The sequence below is a fragment of the Micromonospora sp. ALFpr18c genome, assembly GCF_008868155.1.
Classification (GTDB): domain Bacteria; phylum Actinomycetota; class Actinomycetes; order Mycobacteriales; family Micromonosporaceae; genus Micromonospora.
On record NZ_WBKR01000046.1, the window covers coordinates 1 to 16668 of the forward strand.

14 protein-coding genes are annotated in these 16668 nt (G+C 72.1%); 13 read left to right on the top strand and 1 reads right to left on the bottom strand.

The window, feature by feature from the left end; translation table 11 throughout:
* Positions 1-351: 351 nt before the first annotated feature.
* The gene (locus F8271_RS11355) at positions 352-924 is read right to left on the bottom strand and encodes a transposase (RefSeq protein ID WP_255473679.1); all 573 of its coding nucleotides are present in this window, start codon (positions 922-924) and stop codon (positions 352-354) included.
* A 341-nt stretch (positions 925-1265) separates the two neighbouring features.
* Between F8271_RS11355 and F8271_RS11360 the strand changes: the two genes are divergently transcribed.
* The 13 genes from F8271_RS11360 (at position 1266) to F8271_RS11420 (ending at position 16486) form a co-directional block, all read left to right on the top strand.
* Positions 1266-2444: an ROK family protein gene (locus tag F8271_RS11360; RefSeq protein WP_151489661.1), complete on the top strand. Its 1179-nt coding sequence runs from the start codon at positions 1266-1268 to the stop codon at positions 2442-2444.
* Positions 2445-2577: 133 nt separating this feature from the next.
* Positions 2578-4086 (top strand): sugar ABC transporter ATP-binding protein, encoded by a 1509-nt coding sequence (locus tag F8271_RS11365; protein ID WP_192580249.1) that lies wholly within the window; start codon positions 2578-2580, stop codon positions 4084-4086.
* Positions 4083-5210, top strand: coding sequence for an ABC transporter permease (locus tag F8271_RS11370; protein WP_151489662.1), 1128 nt, complete (start codon positions 4083-4085; stop codon positions 5208-5210). The genes F8271_RS11365 and F8271_RS11370 overlap by 4 nt, the downstream gene beginning before the upstream one ends.
* A 98-nt stretch (positions 5211-5308) precedes the next feature.
* On the top strand, positions 5309-6361 hold the full coding sequence (locus F8271_RS11375) for a substrate-binding domain-containing protein (RefSeq protein WP_151489663.1): 1053 nt from the start codon (positions 5309-5311) through the stop codon (positions 6359-6361).
* A gap of 54 nt (positions 6362-6415) precedes the next feature.
* Positions 6416-7591, top strand: coding sequence for a Gfo/Idh/MocA family protein (locus tag F8271_RS11380; RefSeq protein ID WP_370461896.1), 1176 nt, complete (start codon positions 6416-6418; stop codon positions 7589-7591).
* A gap of 541 nt (positions 7592-8132) precedes the next feature.
* On the top strand, positions 8133-9299 hold the full coding sequence (locus F8271_RS11385; protein ID WP_151489665.1) for an inositol-3-phosphate synthase: 1167 nt from the start codon (positions 8133-8135) through the stop codon (positions 9297-9299).
* On the top strand, positions 9283-10242 hold the full coding sequence (locus F8271_RS11390) for an SCO3242 family prenyltransferase (RefSeq protein WP_151489666.1): 960 nt from the start codon (positions 9283-9285) through the stop codon (positions 10240-10242). Before F8271_RS11385 ends, F8271_RS11390 begins: the two co-directional genes overlap by 17 nt.
* Positions 10239-11279 carry a sugar phosphate isomerase/epimerase gene (locus tag F8271_RS11395; RefSeq protein ID WP_151489667.1) on the top strand — a complete coding sequence of 347 codons (1041 nt, stop codon included), beginning with the start codon at positions 10239-10241 and terminating at the stop codon, positions 11277-11279. Before F8271_RS11390 ends, F8271_RS11395 begins: the two co-directional genes overlap by 4 nt.
* Before the next feature lie 73 nt (positions 11280-11352).
* Entirely contained in the window at positions 11353-11961 is a 609-nt protein-coding gene (locus F8271_RS11400) for an EboA domain-containing protein (RefSeq protein ID WP_151489668.1), read from the top strand.
* Position 11962: 1 nt separating this feature from the next.
* Positions 11963-12817, top strand: a complete 855-nt coding sequence (locus tag F8271_RS11405; protein ID WP_151489669.1) for a TatD family hydrolase — start codon at positions 11963-11965, stop codon at positions 12815-12817.
* Entirely contained in the window at positions 12817-14016 is a 1200-nt protein-coding gene (gene eboE, locus F8271_RS11410; RefSeq protein WP_151489670.1) for a metabolite traffic protein EboE, read from the top strand. Before F8271_RS11405 ends, eboE begins: the two co-directional genes overlap by 1 nt.
* Positions 14013-15422: an alkaline phosphatase family protein gene (locus F8271_RS11415; RefSeq protein ID WP_192580246.1), complete on the top strand. Its 1410-nt coding sequence runs from the start codon at positions 14013-14015 to the stop codon at positions 15420-15422. Before eboE ends, F8271_RS11415 begins: the two co-directional genes overlap by 4 nt.
* Positions 15419-16486, top strand: coding sequence for a polyprenyl synthetase family protein (locus F8271_RS11420; RefSeq protein WP_151489671.1), 1068 nt, complete (start codon positions 15419-15421; stop codon positions 16484-16486). The genes F8271_RS11415 and F8271_RS11420 overlap by 4 nt, the downstream gene beginning before the upstream one ends.
* Positions 16487-16668: the final 182 nt, after the last annotated feature.

A 16668-nucleotide genomic window follows, 5' to 3' on the forward strand; every position in this document is an offset into this window, starting at 1 on the left:
CGTGCAGTCCTAGAGAAACTCCATGATCACCCTGAGGGCTTCACCCGCTTCAACCGCCTCCACATAGGCCAATCACCCGGCATCATCCCAGCTCACCGGCTCGCCGAACGAGAACGCAACAGCCCTGCCCCGTCGTGGTGGTCCCGGTCCATTGGCCTGCGGAGCTACGGGGCCTTCGGTCGCACCACTTCTGCTTCGGTGCCCAGCCGAGCCGACCACCTGCACCGGACGGTTGACCGCGAGTTCCCGCAGGTCAGCCGGCACTCAAGCGACTACGCAACAGCCCTGGCGCCAACCTGACCGGGCTTCATGTTGCGAGACGCCAGCAACCCAGCATCTTCCCGTCGTCAACTAAAGATGGCGATCCGGTCGCCGTAGGCGAGGATCAGGGCGTTGAGGGCCTTGGCCCAACCGTAGACCGGCCGGTGATACTCTCGCGGCCTGCTCGGTCGGGAAGTGCCCCCGCCGTCGGGCGGCCTGCCGGAACCGGGCGTTGAAGCTCTCGATGATGTTGGTCGTGTAGAGGACTTTGCGGACCTCGTGGTCGTAGTCCAGGAACGGCACGAACTGCGGCCAGGAGGTCCGCCAGAGCCGGATCACGGCTGGGTACTGGTCACCGAACTCGGCGGCGAACGCCTGGAAACGGGCCTCCGCGGCGGCCACCGTGGGGGCCGTGTAGATCTCGCGTAGGGCGGGGGTGATTCTCTGCCAGTCCTTGCGGTTGGTGTATCGCAGTGACGCCCGCACGAGGTGAACGACGCACTGCTGATGCACCGCCTGCGGCCAGACCTGCTCGATTGCGTCGGTCATGGCCTTGAGGCCGTCGGAGCAGACCATGAACACGTCCTCCACACCGCGGTTGCGCAGCTCGGTGAGGTAGCCGGCCCACTGCTTGGCGCCCTCACCGCCGGTCCCGGCCCACATACCCAGCACGTCGCGTCCGCCCGCATCGGTTCAGGAAGCTGAGCAGTGGCCTTCTTGTCTGCCATGACGTGGTCCTTCCCGGACAGGATCAACGTCCTGTCCAACGGACCACACCCAGGTCAAACACGGAAATCTACGCAGTCCCATTCCCGGTGGCGGCGCCGCGATGCGCAGCGCACCCCCCTGGCCGGCACGACCAAAACTTCTGTCCGTTTGAGCAAAAGTTGGCGTCGGGATTGCCGAAGCTCTGGACAGGCGGAGCGGAACGCTCCTACTGTGTCGGACACAACACATCGGCATTGCGTCGATGTGAACGAGTCCGATGACGAGGTGAGTCCCCGGTGCGCACCGTCGACCCCCTGCACGTGCGACTGTTGCGGTTGCTCCGCGACGAGGGGGCCGTCTCCCGCGCCGAGCTGGGCGACCGGCTTCAGATGCCGCGCCCGCGCCTGCTGGCCGAGCTGGATCGCCTGGTCGCGTTGGGCTATGTCGCCGAGGCCGGCCTCGCCGCCTCCCGGGGTGGCCGCCGCTCCACGCTGGTCGAGCTGAACCCGAACCTGCGTTTCGCCGCCGTCGACCTGGGCGCCAGCTCGATGGACGTCGAGGTGGTCAACGGTCGCCTCGAACCGGTGGCGCACTACGCCGAGCCGGCCGACATCCGCAACGGTCCGAAGGTGACCCTGCAACGGGTCAACGAGCTGCTGCACAAGGCCCGGGTCGACGGGGCGTACGAGCGACTGGACGCGGTGGGCATCGGCGTACCCGGGCCGGTGAGCTTCCGCGACGGCGTTCCGGTGTCGCCGCCGATCATGCCGGGTTGGGACCGGTTCCCGGTCCGCGAGCTGCTCAGCCGGGAGCACGGCTGCCCGGCGGTGGTCGACAACGACGTCAACATCATGGCGATCGGTGAGCGTCACGGCGGTGTCGCCCACTCGGTGGACGACTTCCTCTTCGTGAAGATCGGCACCGGGATCGGCTGTGGCATCTACCTCACCGGTGAGGTCTACCGGGGCACCGACGGCTGCGCCGGGGACATCGGCCACATCCAGGTCGACGCGCACGGTCCGATGTGTTCGTGCGGCAACGTCGGCTGCCTGGAGGCGCTGTTCAGCGGCGCGGCACTGGCCAAGGACGCCACCGCCGCCGCCCGCAGTGGGGTGTCGCCGGCGTTGGCCGAGCGGATGGCCCAGGGTGGCGTGGTCACCGCGTTGGACGTCGCGGAGGGCGCCGTCGAGGGCGACGTGACCTGCATCCAGCTGATCCGTGACGGTGGACGGCGGGTCGGCGGCGTGCTCGCCGGCCTGGTCAGCTTCACGAACCCGTCGATGATCGTGATCGGCGGCGGGTTGGCCCAGCTCGGGCACATCCTGCTCGCCGAGATCCGCAGCGTGGTCTACCGCCGGTCGCTGCCGCTGGCCACCGGCAATCTTCCCGTCGTGCTGTCCGAGCTTGGTGGTCGCGCCGGCGTCGCCGGTGCCGCCGTCCTGGCCAGCGACGTCGCCTTCGGGGAAGCCGCATGACGCTGACCGAGATTCCGTCGTGAGCGAGGAGGAGACCGTGGCCCTGCCCGAGGAGACCACCGCCACCGACCCGGCCGAGGTCGGCGTCGAGGCGCCGCTGGTCGAGGCTCCGCCCGACACCGTCGCGGGCGAGGTGGTCCTGCGCCTCACCGACGTGGTCAAGACCTTCCCCGGGGTACGCGCCCTCGACGGTGTCCAGCTTGAGGTACGCGCCGGCGAGGTGCACTGCCTGCTGGGGCAGAACGGCGCCGGCAAGTCCACCCTGATCAAGGTGCTGTCCGGGGTGCACCAGCCGGATGCCGGGCAGGTGCAGTGGCGCGGCGAGCCGGCCACCTTCGCCAATCCGCAGGCCGCGATGAAGGCCGGCATCGCCACCATCTACCAGGAACTCGACCTCGTCGAGGACCTGTCGGTCGCGGAGAACGCCTTTCTCGGTCACGAGCACCGCCGGTTCGGGTTCGTCCGGCGGGGCCGGATGGCCCGGCAGACCCGGCAGATCCTGAGCCGGCTCGGCCACGGCGAGATCCCGCCGGGCCGGATGGTCCGGTCGCTGCCGGCCGCCGGTAAGCAGATCGTCAGCATGGCCCGGGCGCTGTCGCACGAGGCCCGACTGATCATCATGGACGAGCCGAGTGCGGTGCTGGCGCACGACGAGGTCGGCAACCTGTTCCGGATCATCCGGGAGCTGACCGCGCAGGGCATCGCCGTCATCTACATCTCCCACCGCCTGGAGGAGATCCGCGAGATCGGCGACCGGGTCACCGTACTCAAGGACGGCCGGACCACGGCGGCGAACCTGCCGGCGCGCGACACCCCGACCCGCGACCTGGTCAGCCGGATGACCGGCCGGACCATCGAGTACGTCTTCCCGGACCGCCCCGTCGACGAGGGCGCCGGCGCCGACCTGCTCCAGGTGGAGGGGCTGACCCGCACCGGAGAATTCGCCGACGTCTCGCTGAACGTGCGGGCCGGGGAGATCGTCGGCATCGCCGGCCTGGTCGGCTCCGGTCGTTCCGAGCTGCTGGAGACCATCTACGGCGCCCGCCTCGCGGAGGCCGGCTCGGTGCGGATGGACGGGAAGGTCCTGCGTCCCGGCGTCGGCGCGGCGGTACGCGCCGGCATGGGCATGGCCCCGGAGGAACGCAAGAGCCAGGCGCTGCTGCTCGGCGAACCGATCTACCGCAACGTCACGCTGGCCACCTTCGGCCGGTACGCGCGGCTCGGCTTCACCGACGCCGCCAAGGAACGCGCCGAGGCGAACCGGATCGCCGAGAGTCTGGAGCTGCGGCCCCGGGACGTCGACCGGCCGGTACGCACCCTGTCCGGCGGCAACCAGCAGAAGGTGGTGGTCGGCCGGTGGTTGCTCGGCGGCACCAAGTTGTTGCTGCTCGACGAGCCGACCCGGGGCGTGGACGTGGGTGCCCGGGCCGAGCTCTACCAGGTCATCCGGTCGTTGGCCGCCCAGGGTGTCGGGGTGCTGCTGGTCTCCAGCGAGGTGCCTGAGGTGCTGGGCCTGGCCGACCGGGTGCTGGTGATGCGGGAAGGGCGGGTCGTCCGCGAGGCCGCGGCCGGCGAACTCGACGAGAACACCGTGCTCGACCTCGTGATGGCGGGGTCCTTGATGGAAGGCGCACCGGCATGAGCGACGCGACTCCCTCTCCCACCGCGACACCGGAACGCCCGCGGCTTCCGGCGCAGTCGCCGCCGGTGGACCCGGCGAAGACGGCGGCGGCCAGTGACAAGGCGGCGGGCACCGGCCGGCTCTCCTGGTGGCGGGGGGACAGCGGCGACGGCGCCAAGCGAAACCTGGGCCTGATCGGTGTGCTGGCCGCGCTCATCCTGGTCGGCGCGATCACCAAGCCGGACCTCTACGGCGACCCGACCTGGGTCTGGAACAACGTCCTGGCCATCCTCCAGCTCGCCTCGGTCGTCGGCGTGGTCACCGTCGGGATGACCTTCGTGATCATCGGCGGCGGCATCGACCTGTCGGTCGGAGCGATCGTCGCACTGGCCGGGGTCTGGTGCACCACAGTCGCCACCCAGAGCTACGGCGCCGGCGGCATGATCTTCACGGCCCTCGTGGTCGGCATCTGCGTCGGGCTGGTCAACGGCGTCCTCATCTCGTACGGCCGGCTGGTGCCGTTCATCGCGACGCTCGCGATGCTGGTGGCCGCCCGCGGCCTGGCGGCGTCGATCTCCAACAAGCAGACCCAGGTGTCGAGCAGCACGTTCATCAACGACATCGCCGCCCGCAAGGTGATCGGGATCCCGATCCTCGTCTACATCCTCGGCGCGGTGGTGGTGGCCGGCTGGATCCTGCTCAACCGGACGACCTTCGGCCGGCGCACCATCGCCGTCGGCGGTAACCCGGAGGCGGCCCGGCTGGCCGGCATCAACGTCCGCCGGCACACCATGCTGCTCTACGCGCTCTCCGGTCTCTGCTGCGGCATCGCCGCCATCATGCTCACCTCGCAGGCCACCTCGGCGCAGGCGGCGATGGCCAACCTGTACGAGCTGGACGCGATCGCCGCCGCGATCATCGGCGGGACGCTGCTCAGCGGTGGTCGGGGCACGGTCGTCGGCTCGCTGCTCGGCGTCATCATCTTCGCCACGATCACGAACCTCTTCGCCATCAACGGCCTCTCCATCGAGGCGCAGAACATGGTCAAGGGCGGCATTATCGTCGCCGCCGTCCTGATCCAGCAGTTCCAGTTCAAGTCCGTCACTCGGCTCCTCGCGCGGAACAGGGTCACCACCGCAACCTGACGCACCGCACCGTTGTCCCTGGCGACGTCGAGAACTTCGACAGTGGCCGGGCCTCGCACACCCTCACCCATACAGAAACCGCTCCCAGGAGGTCGTTCATGACCCAGCACAGTCGCGACCTGTCGCGCCGCCGGTTGCTCTTCGGTGGAGCCGCAGTGGGCGCCGCCACCCTGCTGACCGCCTGCACCAGCAACGAGACCCCGGCTGCCAGCACCCAGACCAAGGCCGCCGGAAACAGCGAAGGCAACAACGCCCCGGGCAAGAAGGTCGTCATCGGCTTCTCCGCCCCGGCCGCCGACCACGGCTGGATGGGCGCGATCCACGCCAACGCCAAGGCCCAGGCCGCCGCCTACTCGGACGTGGAGTTCAAGGAGGTCGACGGTGGGTCGAACTCCGAGGCCCAGCGCTCCACGCTCGGCACGCTGATCGCCCAGAAGCCGGACATCATCGTCGTGCTGCCGCACGACGGCAAGGAGGTCAACGCCGTTGCCCTCCAGGCGATGCAGGCGGGCATCCCGATCGTGAACCTCGACCGGGCCTTCCCCGACGCGCTGGCCTCGCGGCTGGTCATCAAGGGCGACAACTACGGCATGGGCGTCTCCGCCGGGCACTTCATCGGCAAGCAGCTCAAGGACAAGGGCGTCGCCAACCCGGTGATCGGTGAGATCGCCGGTCTGGAGATCCCGCTGACCGTCGAGCGCAGCGCCGGCTTCGCCGCGGCCCTGGCGACCTACGGGTTCAAGGTGGGCAACCGCCGCTCGGCCGAGTTCACCTCGGACAGCGGTCAGCGCGAGGCGGCCCAGCTGCTCCAGGCGCTGCCGAAGATCGACGCGATCTGGAACCACGACGACGACCAGGGCATCGGTGTGCTCGCGGCCATCAAGCAGGCCAACCGGTCGGAGTTCTTCATGGTCGGTGGCGCGGGGTCCAAGCTCGCGATCGACGCCATCAAGGCGGACAACACCGTGCTCAAGGCGACGGTCACCTACAACCCGTCGATGGCGTCCTCGGCGGTCTCGCTCGCGCGGCTCATCGCGCAGGGTCGGGGCCTGGGCGACCTGACGGAGCTGCAGGTGCCCAAGGAGGTGACCCTCGCCTCCGAGACGATCACCAAGGAGAACGCGAGCAGCTACGACAAGCTCGGGTTCTGACATACCGGGGGGAGACCCACCTTGTCCACGACAGACAGAGAACTGCGGATCGGCATGGTCGGTTACGCGTTCATGGGCGCCGCGCACTCACAGGCGTGGCGCACCGTGAACCGCGTCTACGACCTGCCGGCGCGGGCCCGAATGGCGCTGATCTGCGGCCGGGACACACCGAAGGTGGCCGAGGCCGCCGACCGGCTCGGCTGGGACGCGTACACGACGGACTGGCGTGACCTGATCAACCGGGACGACATCGACGTGGTCGACGTCTGCACGCCGGGCGACAGCCACGCCGAGATCGCGCTCGCCGCGTTGGCCGCCGGTAAGCACGTCCTGTGCGAGAAGCCGTTGGCGAACTCGGTGGCCGAGGCACGGGCGATGACCGCCGCGGCGGAGACAGCCCGGGCCGCCGGGGTGCGGTCGATGTGCGGGTTCAACTACCGCCGGGTCCCCGCGGTCACGATGATGCGCCAGCTGGTCGCCGACGGACGACTCGGGGTGATTCGACACGTCCGAGCGACGTACCTGCAGGACTGGATCGTGGATCCGCAGTTCCCGCTGGTCTGGCGGTTGCAGAAGGACAGGGCGGGCTCCGGCGCGCTGGGTGACATCGGTGCGCACATCATCGATCTGACCCAGTTCGTCACCGGCCAGCGGATCACCGGGGTCAGCGCCGTCACCGAGACCTTCGTCAAGGAACGGCCGCTGCCGGCCGAGTCGAGCGGTCTGGCGGCCACGGTGGACGGCGGCACGTCGCCCACCGGGCCGGTCACCGTCGACGACGCCGCGGTCTTCGTGGCCCGGCTGGACGGCGGCGCACTGGCCACGTACGAGGCGAGCCGCTTCGCCACGGGCCGCAAGAACGCCCTGCGGGTCGAGATCAACGGCTCGCTCGGCAGTGTGATCTTCGATCTGGAGCGCCTCAACGAGCTGGAGTTCTACGACGCCACCCGGCCCGCCCTGGAACAGGGTTTCAGCCGGATCCTGGTGACCGAGGGCGATCACCCGTACATGTCGGCGTGGTGGCCTCCGGGTCACATCATCGGCTACGAGCACTCCTTCACGCACGAGATGCGTGACTTCATCGAGGCGGTCGCCACCGGCGTCGACCCGACTCCATCCTTCGCCGACGCGTTGCAGGTCCAGCTCGTGCTGGACGCGGTGACCCGTTCGGCGGAGGTCGGTTCCTCCTGGACCGAGGTGGAGCCGACGCTGGCCGCGGTGGCCGTCTGACACTGACCATCCGCGACGGCGGTGTGTAGGCACCGTTGTCGCCCGACCGGCTTTCCGGAGCCGACCGGCGAGGGACCGGCCGCGGTTTGCGCCCCGCGGCCGGGACGAGGTCGGCACCGGAGGGCGTGCGGCCGGGCCGTACGGCCCGGTGGCGCACGAGCAGAACGGTTGTCCGGTGTGGCCGGACCGGGATTCCCCGGCCGCACCGGAGGACCGCCACCATTCCCGGCGATCCGGAGGACCTGACGGTTCCGCCGGCCTGAGACGTCCGGTCGAGGCATGCCAACGCCCTGACCGGCCGGATGCGGGGGAGGCAGGGTCGAGACGCCGACCGACCCTGCCTACCAGCCCCGTCTGCCCGCACCCGCACCGGGAACCGGTCCGGCGTCGTCGCCGCCGACGCCGACGTCGGACCGGGTGCCGTCCCGGTGCGAGGCGGGCGGGCGGGGCCCATCCGCCCAGGGCGTATCTTTCCGAACAATATTCTGATATTCCTATATTTAATTACACCGACGGTTCCTCCTGAACGGGAAGGAGCACCATGCGAACGGGTGTCTGGTTGGTGGGAGCGCGCGGTTCGGTCGCGACCACCAGCATCGTCGGAGGGCTCGCGCTGCGAGCCGGCCTGGCCGGGCCGACCGGCTGCGTCACGGAACTGCCCGAGCTGCGCGGCCCCGACCTGCCGTCCTTCGCCGACCTGGTCTTCGGCGGGCACGACCTGGCCACGACTCCGCTGTGCAAGCGCGCCGAGGCGCTGGCCGACGCCGGGGTCGTCCCCGGCAGGCTCGTCGCCGCGCTCCCCGACGAGCTGACCGCCGTCGAGCAGGAGCTGCGCCCCGCGCCCACCGGCGCCACCCAGGCCGACCGGGCCGCCGCCGTGGTCCACGACCTCACCAGCTTCCGCGAACGGCACGGGTTGGACCGGGTGGTGGTGGTCAACGTCTCCGCCACCGAACCGACCCCCCGGCCGCACCCCGGGCACGCCGATCCCGACGCGCTGCGCGCCGCGCTCGCCGGCCCGGACGAGGTGCTGCCACCCAGCTCCCTGTACGCGTACGCGGCGCTGCTCGCCGACTGCCCGTACGTCGACTTCACCCCGTCCACCGGGCTGCGGCTGCCGGCGCTCACCACGCTGGCCGAACAGCTGCGCCTGCCGTACGCCGGGCACGACGGCAAGACCGGGGAGACCCTGGTCAAGTCGGTGCTCGCGCCGATGTTCGCGATGCGCAACCTGGCCGTGCGCTCCTGGTCCGGGATGAACCTGCTCGGTGGCGGCGACGGCGCCACCCTCGCCGACCCGGCCGCCAACGCGGCGAAGGTGCAGAGCAAGCAGCGGGTGCTCGGCGAGACGCTGGGCTACGTCCCGCAGGGCAACACCCGGATCGAGTACGTCGAGGAGCTGGGCGACTTCAAGACCGCCTGGGATCTGATCACGTTCGCCGGCTTCCTCGGCACCGGCATGCGGATGGAGTTCACCTGGCACGGCTGCGACTCCGCGCTGGCCGCGCCACTGGTGCTCGACCTGGCCCGGCTCACCGCCGCGGCGCACGCCGCCGGGCACGTCGGGCCGCTGGCCGACCTGGGCTTCTTCTTCAAGGACCCGCTGGGTGCCCCCACCCACTCGCTGGCCGAGCAGTGGGCCCGACTGACCGACTTCACCCGGCAGCTGCACGCCGGCCGGGACGGTGGCCATGACCACGCTGGCTGACGTCGCCGAACTGGTCCGGGCGCCGGCGGCGCTGTCGGTGCCGGGTGACGTGATCGCCGGAGCGGCGGCGGCCGGCGCGCTCGGCCCGCGTACCCCCGCTCTGGCCGGCGCATCGGTCCTGCTCTACTGGGCCGGCATGGCCGCCAACGACTGGGCCGACCGGCGCCTGGACGCCGTCGAGCGGCCCGAGCGGCCGATCCCCAGCGGCCGGGTCACCCCGGCCGTCGCGGTCGGCCTCGCCGCCGGCCTCACCGCCGCCGGCGTGGGCCTGGCCGCCGCCGTGGGCGGGCGCCGCGCCGCCACGCTCGCCGTGCCCCTGGCCGCCACCATCTGGGGGTACGACCTGCTGGCCAAGAACACCGCCGCCGGGCCGGCCGTGATGGCCGCCTGCCGCGGGCTGGACGTGCTGCTCGGCGCGTCCGGCGGGCGGCTGACCCGGGCGCTGCCGGCGGCGGCGACCGTCGCCGCGCACACCTGGACGGTCACCGCCCTGTCCCGCCGTGAGGTCACCGGCGCCGACGCCGCCCTGCCGATGCGCACCCTCGCCGGCACCGCCATGGTCGCCGCCAGCGCCGCCGTCGCCGCGCCCGGCGCCCGCCGCGCAGCCGCCCGAGTCGACGAGCGGTCCGGTGCGACCGAGCGGGCCGGTGCCGTCGGCGAGGTCGGTGTCCGCGCGAGGCGCACCCGATCGGCCGGGATCGCGGCCGCGCTGCCCGCCGTGCTGGCCGGCTGGTACGCCGCCCGCTACGGCGCGGCCCAGGTCGAGGTGGTGCGTGATCCGTCGGCCGGACGGGTCCGTGCCGCCGTCGGCGCGGGGATCACCGGACTGCCCGCCCTGCAGGGGGCGCTCACCGCCCGGGGCGGCGCTGGCCTGCTCGGGTTGGCCGTCGCCGCGGCGGCACCGCTGGGCCGGCGGCTCGCTCGGAAGATGTCCCCGACATGACCGTGCCCCAGCCGCGACCACCGGTCGCCGACGCGACGACGCTGCGCCTCGGGTACGGCACGAACGGCTTCGCCAACCACCGACTCGACGACGCGCTCGCCGTCATCGCCGACCTCGGCTATGTCGGGGTGGCGCTCACCCTGGACCACGACCACCTCGACCCGTTCGCGCCGGGGCTCACCCGCCGGATCGCCGCGGTTGGGCGACGGCTGAGTGAGCTGGGCCTTGCGGTGGTCATCGAGACCGGCGCCCGCTACCTGCTCGACCCGTGGCACAAGCACGCCCCGACGCTGCTGCACGACGACCCGACCCGACGGATCGAGTTCCTGCGTCGGGCCGTCCGCGTCGGCGCCGACCTCGGCGCGGAGGCGGTGTCGTTCTGGGCCGGCGTACGCCCCGAGTCGGTGTCGCCGCAGTGCGCGTGGGACCGGCTGGTCGCCGGTTGCGCCACCGTCGTCGACGCCGCCGACACCGCCGGCGTCACCCTCGGCTTCGAACCGGAGCCGGGGATGCTGGTGCAGGACATCGCCGACTGGCGGCGCCTGCGTGCCGCGCTCGACGCACCGGCCCGCTTCGGCATCACCCTCGACATCGGACACTGCCGGTGCCTGGAGCCGTGGCCGGTCCCGCAGTGCGTCGCCGAGGTGGCCGACCACCTGGTCAACGTGCAGATCGACGACATGCGTCGGGGCGTGCACGAGCACCTGGAGTTCGGCACCGGCGAGATCGACTTTCCGCCGGTGCTGGCCGCCCTGGCCGAGGCCGGCTATCGCGGACTGGTCGCCGTCGAGCTGCCCCGGGACTCGCACGCCGCGCCCGCCGTCGCCGCCCGCTCGATCGAGTTCCTGCGCGCCGCCGGGCAGACCGCCGCCGGGCAGACCGCCGCCGGGCAGACCGTGGCCGGGAGCGCCACCACGAGCACGGTGGCGACCGCCGGGTCCACCGACGGCGAGACAACCACCGCCGCCCTTTGCTCTGCTTCACCGGACGCAACACCTGCCGCCCGCTATCCGGACAGCGACCGTCGCGTGGGGTGAAGCAGAGCAAAGGACGCGCCTGAGGCACTCGGGCCGCCGGGTGCCTGCGGAGCAGCACGAGGGAGGAGACGGGATGACACCGGATTCACTACGGGCCGCGCTGCGGGGCGTACCCGATCCCGACTGGCTGGACACGGCGCTGCGCCGGGTCGCGGCCGAACCCACCGCGATCACCCGGCTCTTCCCCGCCGCCGCCCGGCGCTGCGGGCGCGGGCCGCTGCCCGACGCCCCCGGTTGGACGGCCGACGACGCGGCCCGGGTGCTGCTGCTGACCGCGCTGCCCGGCGACCACGCCGCGTACGCCGAAACCCTCTACCAGCACGGTGACGCGGCCGAGCGGCGGGCCGTGCTGCGCGCTCTGCCGCTGCTGCCGATCGGCGCCGCCGGGGTGCCCCTGCTGCACGACGCGATCCGGACCAACGACACCCGACTGGTCGCCGCCGCCCTCGGCCCGTACGCCCGGCACCTCGACCCGGCCGCCTGGCGACAGGCGGTGCTCAAGTGCGTGTTCAGCGGCGTACCCCTGACCGCCGTGGCCGACCTGGACACCCGGGCCGACGGTGAGCTGGCCGCGATGCTGGCCGCGTTGGCCGCCGAACGCCACGCCGCCGGCCGCGAGCTGCCCGCCGACGCCACCGACCTGCTCGACCGGCTCACCGCCGCACTGCCCCGGGAGGCGTGACATGCGCATCTTCGACCCCCACATCCACATGACCTCACGCACCACCGACGACTACGAACGGATGGCCGCCGCCGGGGTGCGCGCGGTGGTGGAGCCGGCGTTCTGGCTGGGTCAGCCGCGCACCAGCGCCGCCTCGTTCACCGACTACTTCGACTCGCTGATCGGTTGGGAGCCGTTCCGGGCCGGGCAGTTCGGGGTACGCCACTTCGCCACCATCGCGCTGAACCCCAAGGAGGCCAACGACCCGCGCTGCCGGCCGGTGCTCGACCTGCTGCCCCGCTACCTGGACAAGGACGCGGTGGTGGCGGTCGGCGAGATCGGCTACGACTCGATGACCCCGGAGGAGGACGAGGCGTTCGCCGCGCAGCTCGCCCTCGCCGTGGCGCACGACCTGCCGGCCCTGGTGCACACCCCGCACCGGGACAAGGCGCGCGGATGCGAGCGAACCCTCGCCGTGGTCGCCGAATCCGGCATCGACCCGGGGCGCGTGGTGGTCGACCACCTCAACGAGGTGACCGTCAAGTTGGTCCGCGACAGCGGCTGCTGGCTGGGCTTCTCGATCTACCCGGACACCAAGATGACCCCGTCCCGGATGGTCGAGCTGCTGCGCGAGTACGGCACGGACCGGATGCTGGTCAACTCGGCCGCCGACTGGGGGCGCTCCGACCCGCTGCTGACCCGGGCGACCGGCGAGGCGATGCTGCAGGCCGGGTTCAGCGACGACGACGTCGACACCGTGCTGTGGCGCAACCCGGTGGAGTTCTACGGGCAGTCCGGTCGGCTCGACCTCAGCGACCTGGAGGTCACCGCCGTGGACCCGCAGACCGGCAACTCGATCCTGCGCGGCGGCAGCTGATGCGGCTGCGACATTCCGGCGGCGACACCGTCCACCTCGGCTACTGCACGAACGTGCACCCCGCCGAGGACCTCGCCGGCATCCTCGGTCAACTCGACACCTACGCCGTGCCGGTCCGCGAGGCACTCGGCAGCGACCTGCTCGGCCTCGGCCTGTGGCTGGCCGCCCCGGTCGCCGCCGAGCTGGCCGCCGACCCGGCGCTGCGCCGCCGGTTGCGCACCGAGCTGGACGCGCGCGGGCTGGAGGTGGTCACCCTCAACGGCTTTCCCTACGCGGCGTTCCAGGCACCGGTGGTCAAGCAGGACGTCTACCACCCGGACTGGACCACCGAGCAGCGGCTGACGTACACCCTCGATCTGGCCCGGGTGCTCGCCGACCTGCTGCCCGACGACGCCGCCCGGGGCTCGATCTCCACGCTGCCGCTGGCCTGGCGGCAGCCCTGGGACACCGACCGGGCCGACGCCGCCCGACGCCGGCTCGACCAGCTCGCCGCCGGCCTGGCCGCGGTGCAGCGCGACACCGGCCGGCAGGTCCGGGTCGGCTTCGAACCGGAGCCCGGCTGCGTGGTGGAGAGCACCGACCAGGCCGCCGCGCTGCTGTCCGGCATGGACACCGAACGCCTGGGTGTCTGCGTCGACCTGGCCCACCTGGCCTGCGCCTGGGAGGAGCCGACCGAGGCACTCGACCGGCTGCGGGCGGCCGACCTGCCCGTGGTGAAGGTGCAGGTCTCCGCCGCCGTCGAGGCCACCGACCCGGCCGGTGACGCCGACGAACTGCACCGCTGGGTGGAGCCACGCTTCCTGCACCAGACCCGGGGGGCCGGCTGCGCCGCGGGCGGCGACCCGGCCGACCCGGCGTACGCGGCCGACGACCTCGACGAGGCGCTGGAGCGGGCGCTGCCCGGCCCGTGGCGGGTGCACTACCACGTGCCCCTGCACGCCCCACCCGAGGAACCGCTCGGCTCGACCCTGCCCGTTCTGCGCGCCGCGCTGAGAGCGCTCTACACCGGCCCGGCCGCCGGCTGCGACCACCTCGACGTCGAGACGTACACCTGGGGGGTGCTGCCGGCCGCACGACGGCCGGGCACCGACGCGGAGCTGGCCGTCGGCATCGCCGCCGAGCTGGCCTTCGCCCGCACCGAACTGGTCAGCCTCGGGCTGACCCCGGAGAACACCGTGACCGCGGGAGTGACGAGATGAGCCGACGACTGGTGGTGCTCGACGTGGTGGGGCTGACCCCGCGACTGCTGGCACACATGCCCCGGCTGCGCGGAGTCGCCGACGGCGGCTTCCGGGCCGAGTTGGGCACCGTGCTGCCCGCGGTGACCTGCTCGGTGCAGTCCACCTTCCTGACCGGCGAGCCGCCCAGCGGGCACGGCATCGTCGGCAACGGGTGGTACTTCCGGGACCTGGGTGAGGTGCTGCTGTGGCGGCAGCACAACGCGCTGGTCGGCGGGGAGAAGCTCTGGCAGGCGGCCCGCCGGGCCGAGCCCGGCTACACCGTCGCCGACGTCTGCTGGTGGTACGCGATGGGCGCGGACGTCAACTGGACGGTCACCCCGCGCCCCGTGTACTACGCCGACGGGCGCAAGGAGCCGGACTGCTACACCGACCCGCCGGAACTGCACGACGCGCTCACCGGCCGGCTGGGCACGTTCCCGCTGTTCACCTACTGGGGGCCGACCGCCGGGCTGCCGTCGTCGCGGTGGATCTGCCAGGCGGCCGAGCAGATCCTGGCCGACGTGTCACCCGACCTGACCCTGGTCTACGTCCCGCACCTCGACTACGACCTGCAACGCTTCGGTCCGTCGTCGGCCCAGGCCGCCGCCGCTGCGGCCGAACTGGACGCGGTGCTCGGGCCGCTGCTGGACGCCGCCCGCGCCCGTGACGCCACCGTGGTGGTGCTGTCCGAGTACGGCATCACCGACGTGTCCCGGCCGGTGGACGTCAACCGGCTGCTGCGCGCCGAAGGGCTGCTGCGGGTGCACACGCAGGCCGGCATGGAGTACCTCGACCCGTGGACGTCGAAGGCGTTCGCGGTCGCCGACCACCAGGTCGCGCACGTCTACGTCAAGGACCCGGCCGACGTGCCGGCGGTGGCGAAGCTCTGCGCCGGGCTGCCCGGGGTGGCCGAGGTGCTCGACGCCGACGGCAAGGCCGCGCACGGGCTGGACCACGAGCGCGCCGGTGAGCTGGTGCTGGTGGCCGAGCCGGACTCCTGGTTCACGTACTACTACTGGTTGGACGACGCCCGCGCACCGGACTTCGCCCGGCTCGTCGAGATCCACCGCAAGCCCGGGTACGACCCCGCCGAGCTGTTCTTCGACCCGGCCAACCCCGGGGCGGCCAAGCTGCGGGCGGCCGCCGCGCTGGCCCGCAAGAAGGTCGGCATGCGGTACCTGATGAGCGCGATCGGCCTGGACGCCGGAGCGCGCGCGGTACGCGGCTCGCACGGGCGGCTGCCGGACGACCCGGCGGACGCCCCGGTGCTGCTCTGCTCCGACCCCACCGCCGCCCGTGACCGGATCGCGGCCACCGAGGTCAAGGAGTTGTTGCTGGAGCTGGCCGGGCTGAGTTCCGGTGGCGGGTCGGGGGAGGGGTCGTGACGGTCACCGTCGCGCCCACTGACACGAGCGGATTGCGGGCGCGCTTCGACGCCGAGCTGGCGGCGTTCCTCGACCGGCAGGGGCCGGACTGGCCGGACGGCGCGCCGCGCGGGGTGTTCACCGCGCTGCAACGGTTCGTGCTGGCCGGTGGGAAACGGCTGCGCCCGCTCTTCTGCTACTGGGGTTGGCGCGGCGCGGGCGCCGCCGACGGCACCCCGATCGTGGTGGCGGCGGCGGCCCTGGAGCTGTTCCACGCGTTCGCGCTGATCCACGACGACATCCTCGACGGCAGCGACCGCCGCCGGGGTGAGCCGTCGGTGCACCGGCTCTTCGCCGACCTGCACGCGCGCTCGTCGTGGCGTGGCGACCCCGAGGCGTACGGGCGCAACACCGCGCTGCTCTGCGGGGATCTCTGTGCGGCCTGGTCGGATCAGATGTTCCACGAGTGTGGCCTGGGCACCGAGCAGGTGCACCGGGGTTACGGCGTGTTCGCGCTGATGCGTACCGAGGTGATCGCGGGGGAGTACCTGGACCTGGTCTCCGGGGTGGGTGACGGCTCGGTGGCCAGCGCGCTCACCGTGATCCGGATGAAGGCGGCCCGGTACACGGTCACCCGACCGTTGCAGATCGGCGCGGCGCTGGCCGGCGGAGGGCCGGAGCTGATCGACGCGCTGGGCGAGTTCGGTGACCCGCTGGGCGACGCGTTCCAGCTCCGCGACGACGTGCTGGGCGTCTTCGGTGATCCGGCGGTGACCGGCAAGTCGGTGCTGGACGACCTGCGCGAGGGCAAGCCCACGGTGATGATGGCGCTGGCCCGGAGCGCCGCCGACCGGACGCAGACCGCGCGGCTGCGGGAGCTGTTCGGCAATCCCGGGTTGGACGGCGAGGGCGCGGCGGAGCTGCGCGCGATCATCGAGGAGACCGGCGCCCGGGACCGGATCGAGCAGATGATCCGGGTCCGTACCGAGGCGGCGTTGACGGCCCTGGAGAGCGCGGAGGTGGCCGCGGGGGCCCGGTCGGCGCTGATCGCGTTGGCCGCGCAGGCGATCGACCGCCGCGCCTGATCCGGCTGACTTTCAGCCAAATCGACGAAAGTTGATGCCGGATCATCGGAAGGTATGGACACATCGACACGCGCAATTTAGTGTCGTGGCCAACACGACAATGTTTCGTCGAGGTGAACCGGCGGCGCGGTAACCCATCGACCCCCACCACTCACCGCTACGGCATCCGGCGCGACGGCGCG